The organism is Psychrobacter okhotskensis, from assembly GCF_013248965.1.
Taxonomy (GTDB): Bacteria; Pseudomonadota; Gammaproteobacteria; order Pseudomonadales; family Moraxellaceae; genus Psychrobacter; species Psychrobacter okhotskensis.
This window is the reverse complement of sequence record NZ_JABRVQ010000032.1, coordinates 1-17,576: the sequence shown is the minus strand read 5'-3', so window position 1 is coordinate 17,576 and position 17,576 is coordinate 1. Positions and strand designations below refer to the sequence as shown.

The 17,576-nt window shown below is 45.1% G+C and carries 11 protein-coding genes; 7 read left to right on the top strand and 4 right to left on the bottom strand.

The annotated features are described in order from the left end of the window. The first annotated feature begins 54 nt into the window (after positions 1–54). Positions 55–786 carry an FKBP-type peptidyl-prolyl cis-trans isomerase gene (locus HQR03_RS12880; RefSeq protein ID WP_173240411.1) on the top strand — a complete coding sequence of 244 codons (732 nt, stop codon included), beginning with the start codon at positions 55–57 and terminating at the stop codon, positions 784–786. A 139-nt stretch (positions 787–925) separates the two neighbouring features. Here the strand turns inward: HQR03_RS12880 and argA are convergent, their stop codons facing one another. Continuing rightward, positions 926–2,248, bottom strand: a complete 1,323-nt coding sequence (gene argA, locus HQR03_RS12875; protein ID WP_101210856.1) for an amino-acid N-acetyltransferase — start codon at positions 2,246–2,248, stop codon at positions 926–928. Positions 2,249–2,716: 468 nt separating this feature from the next. Between argA and HQR03_RS12870 the strand changes: the two genes are divergently transcribed. Next, positions 2,717–3,316 carry a hypothetical protein gene (locus HQR03_RS12870; RefSeq protein WP_025653186.1) on the top strand — a complete coding sequence of 200 codons (600 nt, stop codon included), beginning with the start codon at positions 2,717–2,719 and terminating at the stop codon, positions 3,314–3,316. 305 nt (positions 3,317–3,621) lie between these two features. Here the strand turns inward: HQR03_RS12870 and HQR03_RS12865 are convergent, their stop codons facing one another. Further along, positions 3,622–4,641 carry a patatin-like phospholipase family protein gene (locus HQR03_RS12865; protein ID WP_173240410.1) on the bottom strand — a complete coding sequence of 340 codons (1,020 nt, stop codon included), beginning with the start codon at positions 4,639–4,641 and terminating at the stop codon, positions 3,622–3,624. Positions 4,642–4,999: 358 nt separating this feature from the next. On the opposite strand from HQR03_RS12865, the gene recG reads away from it, so the two are divergent. The 5 genes from recG to HQR03_RS12840 all read left to right on the top strand — a co-directional run bounded on the left by recG (position 5,000) and on the right by HQR03_RS12840 (position 14,635). Beyond that, entirely contained in the window at positions 5,000–7,363 is a 2,364-nt protein-coding gene (recG, locus tag HQR03_RS12860) for an ATP-dependent DNA helicase RecG (RefSeq protein WP_244952037.1), read from the top strand. Positions 7,364–7,931: 568 nt separating this feature from the next. Next, on the top strand, positions 7,932–9,017 hold the full coding sequence (locus HQR03_RS12855; RefSeq protein WP_173240409.1) for an OmpW/AlkL family protein: 1,086 nt from the start codon (positions 7,932–7,934) through the stop codon (positions 9,015–9,017). 387 nt (positions 9,018–9,404) lie between these two features. Continuing rightward, a complete protein-coding gene (locus tag HQR03_RS12850) occupies positions 9,405–10,751 on the top strand; it encodes an efflux RND transporter periplasmic adaptor subunit (RefSeq protein WP_173240408.1) in 1,347 nt (448 codons plus the stop codon). Continuing rightward, on the top strand, positions 10,748–13,852 hold the full coding sequence (locus HQR03_RS12845) for an efflux RND transporter permease subunit (protein WP_173240407.1): 3,105 nt from the start codon (positions 10,748–10,750) through the stop codon (positions 13,850–13,852). The genes HQR03_RS12850 and HQR03_RS12845 overlap by 4 nt, the downstream gene beginning before the upstream one ends. A 168-nt stretch (positions 13,853–14,020) precedes the next feature. Continuing rightward, a complete protein-coding gene (locus HQR03_RS12840; RefSeq protein WP_173240406.1) occupies positions 14,021–14,635 on the top strand; it encodes a YceI family protein in 615 nt (204 codons plus the stop codon). Between the two features lie 132 nt (positions 14,636–14,767). Here HQR03_RS12840 and HQR03_RS12835 read toward each other — a convergent pair whose 3' ends face one another. Beyond that, the gene (locus HQR03_RS12835; RefSeq protein ID WP_173240405.1) at positions 14,768–16,168 is read right to left on the bottom strand and encodes a surface lipoprotein assembly modifier; all 1,401 of its coding nucleotides are present in this window, start codon (positions 16,166–16,168) and stop codon (positions 14,768–14,770) included. A 93-nt stretch (positions 16,169–16,261) separates the two neighbouring features. Next, a partial coding sequence (locus tag HQR03_RS14135) for a Slam-dependent surface lipoprotein (RefSeq protein ID WP_217271602.1) occupies positions 16,262–17,576 on the bottom strand: 1,315 nt, incomplete at its 5' end.

Sequence of the window (17,576 nt, the reverse complement as noted above, 5' to 3'; positions counted from 1 at the left end):
TATTATAGAAATATGTGACATCTCGCCACTATTCTTACAATTTGAGAGTAATATATGAAAAAAATCACCACTTTAAGCGTTAGTGCACTTGCTAGTGCTATGTTATTAGTTACCGGTTGTAGTACTAATAATGGTAATCAAGAAACTTCTACCCAAAGCGTTTCAGTCACTGAAAAAAGCCCAGCCAATGAAAAAGTAGGTTATAGCTTGGGCTATATGATGGCTGAAGGTAACAAAGAAGCGGTCGGTGATCTAAATCTTGATACCTTTGAAAAAGGCTTCCGTGATGGTTATGAAGGCAATGATTCCGCATTGACGCAAGAGCAAATGCAAGAAGTATTGATGACCTATCAAAAAGAGCAAGAAGCGAAGTTTGTCAAAGATATGGAAAGCAAAGCGACTGACAATAAAGCTGCTGGTGAAGCATTCTTAGCCGCAAACGCGAAAAAAGAAGGCGTAAAAAAGACGGCTTCTGGTCTACAATACAAAGTCATCACCCCAGGTACTGGTAAATCACCAAAAGCAACTGACGTGGTCGAAGTAAACTACGAAGGCAAATTGATTGACGGTACGGTATTTGACAGCTCTTATGAGCGTGGTGAGCCAATTGAGTTCCCACTGAATCAAGTCATCGCTGGCTGGACCGAAGGTCTACAGTTGATGAAAGAGGGCGGCAAATATGAGTTTTATATCCCATCAGACATCGCTTATGGCGAAGCGGGCAACTCAGGTATCGAGCCTAACAGCACATTGATCTTTACGGTTGAGCTGTTAAAAGTAAAATAATGCGTTATTAGACTTTTAACCTATAGTGGTTATAAGAAATAAGAAAGCCCTCATAACTATTATGAGGGCTTTTTCGTGTGCGGTAATTAAGTGAGCTTTTAACGACTTAACCTAGGCGCTGACTATAGAGATTTTGGTGCTATAGCGTTTTTTGGAACACTTTAGAGTTACGACCGTTATTATATTTTTCACGGCGCGCTTCTGGTAAAGCGCTTGCCTCAACTTCCGCAAAGCCTTGCTCAACGAACCAATGCGCGGTACGAGTGGTCAGAACAAATAACTTATGCAGACCATGGCTGCGTGCTTGCTGCTCTAAAAATGCTAGCAAGTCAGCACCGCGGCTACCGCTACGATATTCAGGATGAACCGCGACACAAGCCACTTCTGCAGCATCCGCATCTAATGGATAGAGCGCTGCACAGCCCAAAATCATACCATCACGCTCAATGACACTATAGTGATCAATCTCTTGCTCTAAGCGTTCGCGCGAGCGGCTGACTAAGATGCCTTGTTCTTCTAATGGCGATAACAGCTCAATAAGTCCCACGACATCGTCGATATCTGCGCGGCGAATCTCTTCATAAGGGTCGTGGCTAATGAGCGTACCAGAGCCATCACGGGTGAATAGCTCTTCCAATAGCGCGCCATCTTTGGCGTAAGAGATAATATGGGTGCGATGGACACCTTGGCGACAAGCGTTACTGGCGCAATTTAAGAAGTAGTTAATCTCACAGTTTAAGTCCCGATCCCGTAAGAAGCGATCGACTTCGTTTGGAATCATCTCGCGTAGCAAGCGGTCATCGTCATTGATGCCGGCTTCTTCACCCAAAAATATAAGCTTGTCCGCGCCAAGTGCCACCGCAGCGCTCAATGCTACATCTTCGGCGAGTAAATTAAAGACTTCACCTGTCGCCGAATAACCCATTGAGCCTAAAATCACAATATGATCGTGGAGTAGGTTATTTTTAATCGCCTCAACGTCGATAGAGCGCACTTCACCGGTCATCTGATAATCGACACCATTACGAATGCCATAGGGACGAGCAGTGACAAAATTGCCCGAAACGGCATCGATGCGCGAGCCATACATGGGTGAGTTGGCCAGTCCCATCGACAGCTGTGCTTCTATCTGTAAGCGGATGGCACCAACGGCTTGTAAGATAGAAGGCATCGCCACACGCGGCGTCACTCGAATGTCTTCATGCAACGGCGAGGTGATATCAGTCCCTTGCAGGTTCTTTTCGATCTGCGGTCGTGCTCCATGTACCAAGACTAGCTTGATACCCAAGCTATGTAACAAGGCAAAGTCATGAATAAGCGTGCTGAAATTCGAATGATTGACCGCTTCACCACCAAACATAATCACGAAAGTCTTACCGCGATGGGTATTAATGTAGGGGGCAGAGTTGCGGAACCAATGAACGTATTCAGGATTAATCTGTGGCATGGCGCTAGTAGTCATAATAGGAGCAATAATAGTCAGAATAAGAAAAGGGGCGTGACAAAAGATACCTGTCGCTAAAGAATTACCATAGCAAAAAACGCCGTTATGAGCTATCTTTTATTTCAATAGCGTTAATCAATCTTTATAGTAGATTGACGATATACACAACCTCAACACGCGGTTAGTGTACCTACAAACGCTTTTTGCTATGCTAATCGCTATTGCTTTACAGACGGCTAACGCAGATAATCAATAAAAATGAACGTTACTAGCATGGAGCGTATATGATGATAGCCTGCTCATAATCTGAGATGTCGTCATTAAGTGTATTGCTCATATAAAGTCTCGTCTATCCAAACCGCGAGAAAATTAAAAAGTTAAAGCGATAAGTGTCAGAGTTTAAAAAGCATTGAAAATGCATTAACCAGACAGTCAGGTTTTGCCAGCTGCGTTTTACCGATATATTAACTAGGGATAATGAAAGTCATGAAAAAAAGTAACCATCTTGCCAATCCTTTTAGCGCTTTTAGCGGCCACCGCTTGTTTCACGTGATAGCCGGTACGCTTGTCGGTGTTATGGCTGTCACCCAAGCATCAGCGATGCTGCCGACCCCAGAGCAAGCGATCGATACTTCAGTTGCTGTGCAGTCCAACAGCAATCAAGCAAGCACCAATAGCGGTAACTCTACCGTGCAAGCCGTTAATAGCAAAATTACCGCCTCGCTGATTAGTGTTGATGCCAATGGTCAAGAGGTCTTGGTGCCGGTTAATGCCAATACGCGTTTGCAGTCAGGCAATGTCTTAGAGTATCAAGGGTATTTTACCAATACCAATGCTGATCGCGTCCGTAAAATGACGGTCACCATGAGTATCCCTGAGCAAGTAGAACTATTGCGCGCGGTCTCTCCTGACTTTCCCTATGGTAGCACCGATGGCAATACTTTCGCCCGTATGCCGCTACGTGGCAAAGTAGACAACCAACTGCAAGAAATCCCATTGAAATACTATAAATCGGTACGCTGGGATATCGAAGGGGTTGGCCTTAATGACACCGTGGCAGTGAAATATCGCGCCCGCGTTAAATAAATTTGCTTATTAATTGATGCCGTCTGTTTAAGCAGAATTGATCTAGCTAACAGTAAAAAGCACCACGATTTATGACTGCGGTGCTTTTTTAATGGCTGAAATTCTAGGGCGTGTCCTCATTTTAAAAATGGTGATAAAAGTGAGGTCAATTGCAGTCAAACAAGGAAAATAGCGCAGATAATATCGAGACATTACGCACTGCTGATATCAATTTTCCTTGCTTGCTGTGCCTGCGCAGACAGAGACGACAAAAAATTGATATCAGCAATACCGTGGCGTTTTTAGGGTATTTTGATTATATATCGCTATAGAGTCGCATATTTACTCTGCGATTTTGCTTTAATTAATTGCTTAATTGCATTGATTTGTGGTGTGGTGGCTTGCGCGCCAGCCGTAATAAGGGCACTACGTTGACTGGTATCTAATGAGCTAATATGACCCACATCAGGGGTAATGACGATGTCAGCGCGCCCGCGTTCATTGCGTATCGATGCGCTGTGTTTGGCGTCTGCATAAGCAACGGTGGAAGTTCTATTAGTTGCTACATTAGAGGATAGATTGTTTTCAAGTAATGCCCAAAAGCCACTCAATGAGGTGATAGCAGGTAAAAGATTGTTCGTTACGTTCTTTTTGCTAGTAGGCACTGTCACGTCGACAGCGATGATGATATCTGCCCCCAAATCACGCGCGCTATCGACAGGCACTAAGCTGACCACACCGCCATCAATATATTTTTTGCCAACTTTTTCGGGAATACGCGGGGCAATAAAAATATTGGGCACGCTACAAGACGCTTGAACGGCAAGTCCAGCATCTCCCGTGCTAAAGACCGCTTTTTTTAGTGTGTGCTTCTCAGCCGCGACCGCAGCGAAGTGTATGGGAAAAGACTCTATAGGGCGTCCGCCAACTTTGGTATTAATAAAGTTTTTGAGTTTGATACCTTCTATAAAGCCTTGGTTGGATAAGGTAAAGTCCGTCAATTCGCTATCAGTGGTGGTCAATGCCAAGCGCTCAAGCTGTGCTGGCGTGTAACCGCTAGCATATAGACTACCAACCAAGCTGCCGACGCTAGTGCCAACGACCAAAGTTGGTTTGATGCCGTTTGCTTCTAACGCCTTAATTACGCCAACATGTGCAAAACCTTTGGCACCGCCGCCGCCCAATACTAATGCAACTTTTGGTGCATCTGCTATGGGTGCTACTGATGTTGGTGGCGGTGTCAGCGTGCTACAAGCGTTGATACTTAGGGACAATATGGCAAGCACACTGATACGCAGGAATATCAAATGATGATAAGATTGAGGCAGTAAAGTGGGCGCAAACATAAAAAAGACCTTATAAAATCATCATAAGTTAGGGCATTGGTTGATTGTTTATACGTTTAATTCTTGAGACATTTATTTATCAAGCAAGCTATTTATCGATAAAGTTTCTTATCGGTAAAGTTGCTAATCCATAAAGGATAGATTGGATGTATGTCTCCACAAAGCATCACAGCATCTAGACGCAGTATTACTAAATAGCTTAGCATAATCAATCATATTGTCAGTTATAATGAGTCTGACTCAGTATTTTTATAGCCAGTTGATTATCATCGCTTTTATAGGTCGTAAGTAGTATCAGAGTGCCTAATAAACTATTTTGCACTTACGCAATGTAAAACCAATATCGTTAGGATTTTTGATGCCCATATCGGTTAGTCACGCTTCAGCTCCTTCCTCAACTCAGTCAGCCGCTCATGGGAGATCTGAGCAGCCTATGTCGGCACTCGATATGCCAGTGACGGCGCTGGCAGGTGTTGGCTCCAAGGTTGCCGAGCAACTGGCACAGTTGAGTATTGTGCGAATCTTTGATTTGCTACTGCACCTGCCACGAGATTATGAAGACCGTAGCCGACTGGTATCGATAGCAGACGTGGGGCATGGACAAGCAGCGTTAATCACTGGGCGCGTGGTACACGTCGATGTCAAGCGCAGTGGCATGACCGTGATTGTAGATGATGACACTGGGACGATATCTTTACGGTTTTTTAAAGTCTATCGAGGTCTGGCGCAGACCATGAGTTTGGGCACGCAATTGCAATTGTTCGGCGAAGTAAAAGTCAGCCGTTATGGTAAGCAGATGCATCATCCCGAGTATCAAATCATTACTGATAGCAGCGCCATGACCAATACTGGGTTGCAGCCCATTTATCCTAGTGTCAAAGGCTTGCATCAGAATAAATTGCGTACTTTGATTAAGTTGGCGCTACAAACTGTGCGCAGTCAAGGTCTACCGATGACGCTGTTTACCAATGAGGATTTTGCCGTGGTCGCTGATTTACCGTTAGCGCCCTTTGAGCCTACTAAATCAGCAATTGTAGAAGATGATTTTCCGGACGATATTTTTTCAACGCTTGCCCGCAGTGTGCCTGACAATTCGATTAATAATAGTGTCAATAAAACCAGCCCTTCTACTTATAGTGCAAATAATGAACCCCATACAGCCGCTGCTAGTATTGCCAATAGTAATGTCTATAACCTGACGATATTTGAAGCCTTAGTGTTATTGCACACGCCGCCCACTTATACCGATGCTGGTCGGCAATATCAGCTGCTCACTCAATTAAGTGCTCGTACTCATGCGGCATGCCAGCGATTAATCATTGAAGAGTTAACCGCGCATCAACTCAGTTTGTTATATCGACGTCAGCAATTACATCAGCATAAAGCACCTAAATGTGCCGCTCAAAGCCCGCTTGCGGATAAGTTGTTTGCCGCTTTACCCTTTGATTTAACAGGCGCACAGCAACGGGTGATGAAAGACATCACAGCTGATATGGCGACTTCTATTCCGATGTTGCGACTGGTACAAGGCGATGTGGGCGCTGGTAAAACGTTGGTCGCGGCAGGTGCGGCAGGCTATGCGCTCGACAGTGGCTGGCAAGTGGCGGTTATGGCACCCACAGAGATTTTGGCAGAGCAGCATTTGGTCAATTTTAAAAACTGGTTTGAACCCTTAGGTGTTGGGGTCGGCTGGTTGGCTGGCAAACAAACCGCGAAGCAGCGCCGCGAAGCATTAGAGGCGGTGAGTGAGAATACGGTGCAAATAGTGGTTGGGACTCATGCGTTGTTTCAAGAAACAGTACAGTTTGCCAAGTTGGGCTTGGTCATTATTGACGAGCAGCATCGTTTTGGCGTTGAGCAGCGTATGGCCTTGACCAATAAAGGCGTAGCCAATAGCACGCCGCATCAGCTGATTATGACGGCAACGCCCATTCCGCGTACGCTGGCGATGAGCGTCTATGGTGATATGGATACCTCTATCATTGATGAGTTGCCACCCGGTCGTACACCAATTACGACAGTGACCATTGACCGTAATCGCCGCGATGAGGTGATTGAGCGTATTGCGATTAATTGTGAGGCGGGCAGGCAGGCCTATTGGGTCTGCTCATTAGTAGAAGAATCTAGTGTGCTGGATGCGCAAGCGGCGGAAGCCACTTATGAAGACCTAAATGAGCGCTTAAATATTCGCATTGGTCTCGTCCATGGCAAGATGAAGTCCGCTGACAAACAAGCCATCATGCAAGCATTCAAATCCGGAAATCTTGATCTGCTCATTGCCACAACGGTCATCGAGGTTGGCGTCGATGTGCCGAATGCGTCGCTCATGGTCATTGAAAATGCCGAACGTTTAGGGTTGTCACAGCTACATCAATTGCGTGGACGCGTCGGGCGTGGTTCGACCAAAAGCTACTGTGTGTTGTTATACCAAAAGCCGTTGTCAGAAACAGGCACGGAGCGCTTAAATGTATTGCGCGACAGCACCGATGGCTTTGTCATTGCCCAAAAAGATTTAGAGCTGCGCGGGCCGGGTGAGCTACTGGGTAAACGTCAAACGGGCAATGTCGGTTATTATTTGGCCGATCTGATTCGTGATGAGCAATTATTCGCCATTGCCCAGCGCCTCGCCAAACACTTAATTGCTGATCCTGCACGTAAAGCAGATGTCAGTCAGCTTATCCATCGCTGGATGCCAGAAGCCAGCCGCTACACCAATGCATAGCAGGTTTTTCATCTGTATAGTCAATCCTATATAAATCAGACTTGTTCAGTTTACTACTTGTTGTACCTTCACTCGCCTTCCTTTTACCTGAATCATCTTGAATCAACCATACTATTATCGAATAGTTTATGCAGTTATGCCCTCTTACTAGTTATATTTATTCGTTAATATCAATTTACGAATATAAAATATGAGTGTAATCAATTATTTATAGATTATTTACATTACGATAGCTTGCGCTCAAAAATACACGCTCCAATATTTTTATAAACTAATATTGACTTACGTGTTCGCTAATTGTGGTTGATATACGTCGACTAGTAGGGCAGTTTATGTTGCTGCTTCATTATTTGTGACCGTGCTGGTTTGCTAGTATGTGGCTATTTTGACGTTTTAGTTAGAACGAAAAATGGCTAAACAATACGATAGTCGTTGCTTTGATACCTTCTAACAGGACGTTAGAAATTGGCCTAACCTCATATGACTAGCATCCGGGTGGTTGCTTTAATTATTATCGTGCTGTCAGTATCATTATTTAACTGTCTGAATGTTTATACAAGGATGTGTCATGAAAAAGACGTTAACTCTCGCTTGCGCCATCGTTAGCCCATTGTTATTTAGCCAATCTGCTTTTGCTGAATTCGATTATTTTAAGACCGATGGTAGTTTTAAGCGCTTTTCGGTCTCTGCTGGCTGGTTGCATGCGTCGCCACAAGGCGATGCCAATGCATTAACCAATACTACCGCTATTAAAGATGGTACCGTTGCCGAAAATGGTAGTGTACGTATCTCAACGGTTCGAGAAGTCATCGACCCTGATCAAGATTCCGGCACATTAAGAGCCGTAAATGGGCTGTTAGGTATTTTGCCAGCTGATACGGATCTAGGAGAGTTGGGTGCATCGGGCACAGTCAACGTTAATGGCTTAGAGAGCTGGACCAGTGCTGGTACTGGTTTAGAATCTGATGATGTCGATACGGCAGGTTTGTTGTTCAACTATTATTTTGATGACAACTGGTCAGTAGAGTTCAAAGCGGGCATACCACCAAAAGTAGATATCATGGGTAAGGGTCAGGTCTTCGCCCCCTTTACTGGTGAGGTTAATGCTAGTGGGATAGGCTCGGTATTGCCAGAGTTTGCGATTAAAAAAGACATTCCGATTACGGACTTAGAGCAAGGCAATGGGGTGGCATCAACGGCGCGAGCTTGGCTACCAGCAGCTGGTATACAGTATCAATTTGGCCAATCTGGCGTCAATAAATTCCGCCCTTACGTGGTAGCAGGCGTCATGTATGCCTACTTTAATGATATCGATTTGAATGACGGTATCCGTCAAGACTTGGAGCGTGCTGGCGATCAAATCCAAAATATCAAAGATGGCAAAGCAGGCGCTGCCTTAGAAAATGTAAAATCTAGTAGTGCGATGAAGGTTGATGTCGAGGCCGATAGCGCCTTTGCCCCTATCCTCACTCTTGGTGCGACTTATGACTTTAATGACAGATGGTTTGGCGTCGGCTCTTTGTCCTATGCAAAACTCGATAGCGACACAACTATTACGGTCAAAAACGAAGCTGGCGAAAAACTGATTCGTGCCAAGTCTAACCTTGATATCGATCCATACATTACTTATCTTGGCGTCGGCTATCGCTTCTAATTTACTGGTGATAGATGCTCGAACTTGATTAATGACAACGCACATTCTTAGGGGTGTGCGTTGTGTTATGTGGCTACTTCGTTTTATAGTCAAATTACTATAAAAATGTTATGGCGTTGACCTCGTTTGAAGTATGACCTATACATCTGCACTCGGCTGCCTTGTACTATTTCCAAATTGAACCGACTATATAAAAAACAAGATGACGATTAGATTGTGCTATCCTCAATTATTTTATAGATTATTGCAATAATAAACATCAGCTTAGAGACTGCCTCTACTTTCTGCCATTTTTATTATTACTATCATTTATAGCTATGACTAGGCTTAACAACCTATGCTAATTGTTTTGAATTTTATTATTGCCCGTACTTATAGAGACTTATCATGAGCGATCTTGAAGAAACCAACCCTAAACTATCTCCTGAATCTGAGCTGCCACCATACCGTCAAGCTGACACGCTAGGCAATAAACCTTCGTCAAAGATGCCGCTGTGGTTGTTGCCAGTGCTCGGTATTGTGCTGGTCATTGGTGTCCTGCTCGGAAAATATTGGGGCGCTGGTGATGAGGCGCTCAGCGATGGGTCACCAACATCGGCAAGCACACAAAACGATGGCAAAAATCCGAGCGATGCCAGTACGGAGCAGTCTGTGCTATCGGTAGAAACCGTGATGCCAAGCCAAGATACGATTGGCAATACTTTGAGTGCGGACGGTACCATCAGTGCCAAAGACGTCGCCAATGTCAGTGCTAAAGTCAATGGTGTTGCGATTGAGCGGGTATTGGTTGAAGAGGGCGAGCGGGTAAAAGCAGGTCAAGTACTGGCGATATTTGATACCGATGCCATGGAGCAGCAAGTCGTGCAGGCAGAAGCCGATGTGGCAGAAGCGGAAGCCACGCTTGCCAATGCGACTGCCGATGCCGCCCGTGTATTGCCACTGATCGATATTGATGCCATTAGTAAACAAGAAGCGGATCGTTATCGTACTTCTAAACTACAAGCACAAGCGTCATTACAAGCGTCTAAAGCGCGGTTAAGTACGCAGCGCTTAAGTATAAATAATGCCAATGTCGTCGCCCCCGTCAGTGGGGTAATCAGTGAAAAAATGGCTGAGGTCGGCATGGTATCAGGTGGAGAGCCATTATTTACTATTATTAAAGGTGGCATTTTAGAGTGGCGCGCCGATATCGATCCAAAGCTTATCGGTGAGGTAAATGTCGGTACCCCAGTGCGCGTTAGTTTGCCGGGAGGCGATTCTGTGATGGGGCAGGTGAGCCGTATTGCTCCAACTGCCGACGATAACCGCCAAATTACTATTTACGCCAGTCTCGCTGCTAACTCAAAGGTACGGGCAGGCATGTATCAAACGGGCGAGTTCTTGTTAGGTAGTGCGAGCACTCAAACCGTACCCAATAGTGCGATCGTGAGCAACGATGGCTATGACTATGTGATGCTAATCACCAACGTTACGACGAAAGACGGCAAAACCATGGGCCGTGTCAAACAACAAAGAGTGACGTTGGGCGAGCGCCTCGGTGATAATGTGGCAGTCGCCGAGCCGTTAGCGGCTGACAGTCAGATTGTTAAGCAAGGTGGTAGCTTTTTAAATGATGGGGATTTAGTGCGTATCGTTGATGGGCTGAACCAAATCAATGACAAAACAGGCAAGCAAACGGATGCTACCACCGCGAATAAAGCCGCTACTAACACAGCTACGCAGGCGCGCTCATGAGTTTAAACGTATCAGCTTACTCGATTAAAAACCCTTTAGTGGCTATTTTGCTGTTTGTGCTGCTGACTTTGGGCGGTCTCTACGGCTTTATGCAAATGAAGGTGCAGCAGTTTCCAGATATTGATTTGCCAGCGGTCGTGGTCACGGTGACTTTGCCGGGTGCCGCACCGTCGCAGCTCGAAAACGATATTGCCAAAAAGATAGAAAATAAGCTCACTAGTATTGAAGGTGTCAAGCATATTCGGACGACGCTACAAACTGGGGCGGCCACGATGGTCACTGAGTTTGTCTTAGAAAAAGATATCCAAGAAGCGGTCGACGATGTGCGTTCAGCGGTCGGTGAAGTGCAGGGCGACCTACCAGCAGCGGCCAATGATCCTATCATTACGAAGGTCTCAACTGCCGGATTCCCAGTCGTCACCTATTCGGTGGCTGCTGATAACATGAATGTAGAAGACCTCTCTTGGTTCGTGGATGATACCGTTACCAAGCGTCTCTCTGACATTCCGGGCGTCAGTACGGTAAGCCGGATCGGTGGTTTACAGCGTGAGATTACCGTCGCGGCGGATCCTATCGCTTTGAGTGGGCTAAAGTATTCTATTACTCAGCTGTCGCAACAAATAGCGGGTATTCAACAAGACAGCTCAGGTGGTGAAGCGGAAGTGGGCACAACCACGCAAACCATTCGGGTGTTGGGTGCGGTCGAGCGCGCAGGTGAGCTGAATGATCTGCAAGTAGCTGTACCAACAGGTGGCACCCAAGCGCTTGGGCGTATGGCACAAATCACTGATGGCGCGGCTGATCCAAGCTCTATTGCCAAACTCGATGGACAAACGGTGGTGGCGTTTAATATTACGCGCTCACGCGGCGCCAGTGAAGTTGAAGTGATGGAGCTGGTCGATGCAGAGCTTGCCAAGCTGTCCGCAGACGTCGGCAATATCAATATTGAAAAAGTCTATGACCGGGCCACTCCCATTGCAGAAGACTATCAAGCCTCACTACGTATGCTCATTGAAGGCGGTTTGCTCGCCGTGGTGGTGGTATTCCTGTTTTTAAAGAATATTCGTGCCACCATCGTAGCGGCAGTGGCGTTGCCGCTATCCGTCATTCCTACTTTTTTAGGCATGTATCTGTTTGGCTTTAGTCTCAATATTATCTCCCTGTTAGCACTTTCACTGGTCATTGGCGTACTGGTCGATGATGCCATCGTTGAGGTCGAAAACATCATTCGCCATCTGCGTATGGGTAAGACGCCTTATGAGGCGGCGATGGAAGCCGCCGATGAGATTGGGTTGGCAGTAGTCGCCACGACTTTTACTCTAATTGCAGTATTTTTGCCCACCGCTTTTATGGGTGGTATTGTCGGTCAGTTCTTTCGTCAGTTTGGTTGGACGGCCGCCTTATCAATTTTTGCCTCATTAATGGTGGCGCGTTTGATCACGCCCATGATGGCGGCCTATATCCTACGACCAGAAAAAAAGTACGTCGAAAAACAAAGCAAAATGATGACGTGGTATCTCAAGATAGTCTCATGGACGTTGCAGCATCGCTGGCTCACGATGGGCGCAACCTTGGTCTTGTTTGTGGCCTCGCTGGCATTGGTAAAACTGCTACCGACGTCTTTTATTCCCGATAACGATATTAACCAAACGCGTGTGGCAATTGAGCTTACGCCTGATGTGGCTTTAGAGGATACTGAGCGCGTTGCCGCACTGGCCAGTGCGCGTATTTTAGCCATGCCTGAAGTGACCAATATCTTTACCTCAGTGGGGGAAGCGCAGCAGGAGATGGATTCCGCTTCAAGCGGGGGTAAAGCAGAAAACATCGCTGGCTTGGATATTGTGCTAGCGCCGCGAGCAGAGCGTATCTCTAAACAAGAGATTGAACGAAAAATTAGTAATATGTTGGCAGAAGTACCGGGTGCGCGCTTTACTGTCGGTCTATCGAGTGGCGGTGAGACGGGCTACAATTTTTCTTTAACCAGTACCAATCCAGAAGTATTAGAACAGACCGTCCAGCAGATCATGTCAGATATCCGTGCGTTACCGAGTGCTGGATCAGTGACCAGCGACCGCAGTTTGCCGCGTCAGGAGCTGACAGTGACGCCGAATCGATTGGCGATGGCTGATAAAGGAGTGACCACCCAAGATATCGCTACCACGTTACGTATAGCGACCGTTGGTGACTATGAGCAGCGTTTATCCAAGCTGAACTTAGACACGCGGCAGATTCCTATCGTGGTGCGGCTGCCTGATGTTGCCAAACAAAATGTCAGTCAGTTAGAAGGCTTGTATGTTCCCAGTGCATTACCAGCAGGGCAAGGGGTGCGTGTGGGGGAGGTCGCTTCGCTAGACTTTGGTACAGGACCTGCTCAGATTAATAGGCTTGATAGAGAGCGTGCCATTACGATTACTGTCCAGCCTGCCAGTGGCGAGCTGGGTGATTTGGTGCAAGCGGTCAAAAGCACACCGACTATGCAGCAACTACCATCATCAATTACTGTCATTGATCAAGGTCAGGCAGAAAACATGGCCGAGCTATTCAGCGGCTTTATCATCGCCATGTCTGTCGGCGTAGTCTGTATCTTAGGCGTGCTTATTCTGTTATTTGGACGTCTGCTACAACCTTTCACCATTCTGATGGCATTGCCCTTGTCTATTGGTGGTGCCTTCGTCGGCTTGGTGATTACCAATAGTAGTCTGTCTATGCCATCGATGATTGGCTTTATCATGCTAATGGGTATCGCTACCAAGAACTCTATCTTGCTGGTCGATTACGCGCTGATTGCACAGCGTCGTGGCATGGCACGTTTTGAGGCAATTATTGATGCCTGTCATAAGCGCGCGCGTCCTATCATTATGACCACTATTGCGATGGGTGCTGGCATGTTGCCATTGGTGTTTGGCTGGGGCGATGCGGATCCTACTTTCCGTCGTCCGATGGCAGCTGCTGTTCTTGGCGGTCTGGTAACCTCCACATTATTAAGCTTAGTGGTGATTCCAGTGGTTTATACCTTGATGGATGATTTGTCAGGCTGGTTTGCTAAATGGCTAATGCCGCATGGCAAAGAAAAGCAGGCAACGATGGAGGAAAAGGTCTAGGGCATACCCTATTGTAGGGCTTTAGTAGGTCGTGAATGATGACATGATGATGGCGCAAGACAATATTTATTGCTTAAATAGGGTCTTAGCGTCATTATATATGGACAAAGTTGTTGATCACAGCGGACGTGATTGACCTACCATAGACCGCTACAAAGGAATGTCGTTATGCGTCGATTCTCACTATCACCCGTCGTTTTATCTTATCGTAAGCCTCTGGCAGCGCTTCTATTGCTTGCTTTAGGTATCACTAGTAGTCAAGCTACCACCTATAATATCGATCCAACCCATGCCAATGCCCGCTTTGCGATTGACCATTTTGGTACTTCTACCAATACAGGTGGCTTTTACAATATAACGGGTCAGGTAGAGTACGACCCAGAGTCTAAGCTAGGCAATGTCTCGTTGGTTATTCCGCTAAACAGTCTAAATACTGGCAACAAAGAATTTGATAACACTCTTAAAAGTGCAGATTTTTTTGATATTGAAAAGTTCCCATTGGCTTCTTTTAAGTCTACTAAGTGGCATTTTGCAGATGAAAAAGGCAGCGCCGGGGTCACTAAAGTTGATGGCATGCTGACAATGCATGGTAAGACCAACCCTATTACGTTAACAGCAACCAAATTCAACTGCTATTTTAGCTTTATACTAAAAAAATCCGTGTGCGGTGGAGATTTTAAGACGACGCTTGATCGAACCAAGTGGGGCATTAGCAAATATACCTTGTTAGGTATCACTGAAAAAGTTGATTTGGATATTCAAATTGAGGCGGCAAAGCAGTAGCTTGATAGGTCTAGAAGCTAGTATTTCTGAGCTTTGAGAATGCTCAAAAGACCCTAAGCGTTACCTATCAAATCTAGCTTTGTTTCAAGATATAGCGTTTCAGATATAGCGTTTCAGATATAGCTGTGAATTTTAAAAGTACTTATCCACCTTAACGAAAAATGTGCTGTTGCTACGCTCATAGAGTGGCAAGTTACTGTCAATTTTTTGATACTCGTAGTTTAACTTTGGTATAAAACCCTGCCAACTAAGTTTTTTATGTCCTAGGGTTGTACTAAACTGATATTCATCGTCTTTACGTTTTTCGCCATAAAAGAAATTATCTTCTTTAAAATCTCGCTGAGCGTAACGAAGACTACTTCTCACACTAATCTTATCTCCAGAGAATACCATTCCTCCGCGTATGCCTTGACGATCTGATGATTCAGCCTGATCCGCTAAGTCATCACGCATAAAATCAGCGCCGGCGTAAACCAGCCATCTAGGCTTTGGTTGGTAAAGTAAAATCCACGCAGTACTGTTGGCATGACCATCGTAGTAATTGGCTAAGTCATCGTCTCCATAACGTTTTTGTAAATGTGAGACACTCCCAGAAACTTGCCATTGGTCTGATACTTGTCGATTGTATTCTAACGTCGCCACATAGTTCTGATTATATCGACTTCCGCCTAGCAAGTTTTGCTCAACCATCGTTATGACACCCCATGATTGCTTGATGTCTTTATAACGATAACCTAAATTTGCTTGCAGTGTTAATTCACTATAATCACTATTATCCCAATAATTTACGCCCCCTAAGTCTGCACTTTTATAAATATAATGATTACCTTTGAGGTTTTTTTCTTGGGTAGCACCGACGTTATAACGTATGCCGTGTGCGTCTTGCGGTAATGAATCATCACTACGAATAAACGTCGCTTCACCAATCACCAATTCTTTTAAATCAGACGCCTGATTGACGTTATCAGTGGATTCATAACTGAAGTTTAGCGTGGGCTGCCACTCTTGAGACTTTTTGATAGTGCCTAAAAGCTGGCTAACTAAAGCTTGTAACGCTGGTGCAAGATAGGGCCCAGCTGTCTCAAGTTGCACTTTTGCTTCGGCATAACGCTTGTCTTCATACAACATCATTGCCAAGTCAAACCTTGGATAATGTAGATTAGGTTGACGCTTTAAGATTTGTTGATATAAAGCAATGGCTTCTTTTTGGCGACCCTGATGTCGATATAGTGCCCCTAATCCATAATCATATAAAATTGAATCGAAGTTCACAGTCGTACGATATTGAGCCAATAGATTTTCTAGCATTTGCCAGTCTTTAGTAACAATAGCGAAATTGATGCTTTCTTCTAGACTACTACCTTCTGCTAGTGGTGCAACACTTGGCGTATTAAGGCTAGGTTGGTTGAGTAATAACTCTGGTTGTATTTGCGGCGTCTTTTCAAAAAATACGGTTTGGGTAGGTGGTGTTTCTTGAGCGATGGCTGGCGCAGATAGTGCGATACAGCAGGCTGTATAGAGCTTTATTTTCATTAAATTTTACCGATAAGACGAAAAAAACCGTTTGAAATATAGATTAAATACTTCAAACGGTTTAATTTATATATTTATCTAAGGATGAGCTTTCTATTTCTTAGAAATTTCACCGCGAGTACCACCAAAACCAATCGTATCTTTACCATCGAAGACAACCTTACCAGCAATTTCTTCAGCTTTTTTACCATAGAAATTTAGCAAGTAACTTCCATTTTTATAGCCTTGTTTAGCTATTGCTGAAATTCCATTTCCTGAAATTGCACCTTGTTGTAACTCTACATTATCACCTAAACCAGTAATTGAGCCAGCGCCAGTTCTATTTTCAAAGTTAACATCATAAGATAAAGTACCTTCCTTAATTTTCTGAGAAGATTCGTAGGTATTCCAATCGAAAGAGTTTTGATAAGTACCATTGAACGCTTTGCCTGTATAAGTAGCATTTCCTAGCGTTGGAATAGCTTCGGACGCAGTCTTCAATCCCTTAATGGTGATTGAGGTATCTCTATCATCATTAAAGATAGCACCAGTTTGATTATTATATCTTATATTGCCAGAGTAATTACCTAAAACAACAGAATAAGGTTGATTATAAACCACCGTTTGGATTCTAGATTCTGTTGTTAATGCGTTTGAAGTAGAACTACTAGATGCTCTACTTTCAGCTGTAATAGAACCAACTGGATATCTAGCATCTGAAATACCTTTTGCTGCACGCGCTTCTGCTAACAGAGCTTCCTTAGCATTATCTGCAACGATAGAGTCTAATACAGCTTGTGCAGTTGCTGCATTAACCTCTTTATTCGCTTCGGCATAAGCAGCTGCTTGTTCAGCACTTAAGCCCGCTTTTTTAGCTTTATCGAGTAAGACCAAACGGTTGGCTTCGATTTTTTGTAGGCGTTCTTTCTCAGCCTTTTCAGCAGCGGCTTTATCGGCAGCAGCTTTATCGGCAGCAGCTTTTTCAGCAACCAAAGTTTCTAATGCAGTTTGCGCCACTTTATCAGTAGCTTGTTTGTTGGCTTCGGCATAAGCAGTTGCTTGTTCATCATTTAAGCCTGCTTTTTTAGCGTTATCGAGTAAGACCAGACGATTGGCTTCAATTTTTTGTAGGCGCTCTTTCTCAGCCTTTTCAGCCGCAGCTTTATCGGCAGCAGCTTTATCGGCAGCAGCTTTATCGGCAGCAGCTTTATCGGCAGCAGCTTTCTCAGCAGCAGCTTTCTCAGCGGCAGCTTTCTCAGCAGCAGCTTTATCGGCAGCAGCTTTCTCAGCAGCAGCTTTCTCAGCAGCAGCTTTCTCAGCAGCAGCTTTCTCAGCAGCAGCTTTCTCAGCAGCAGCTTTCTCAGCAGCAGCTTTCTCAGCAGCAGCTTTCTCAGCAGCAGCTTTCTCAGCAGCAGCTTTCTCAGCAGCA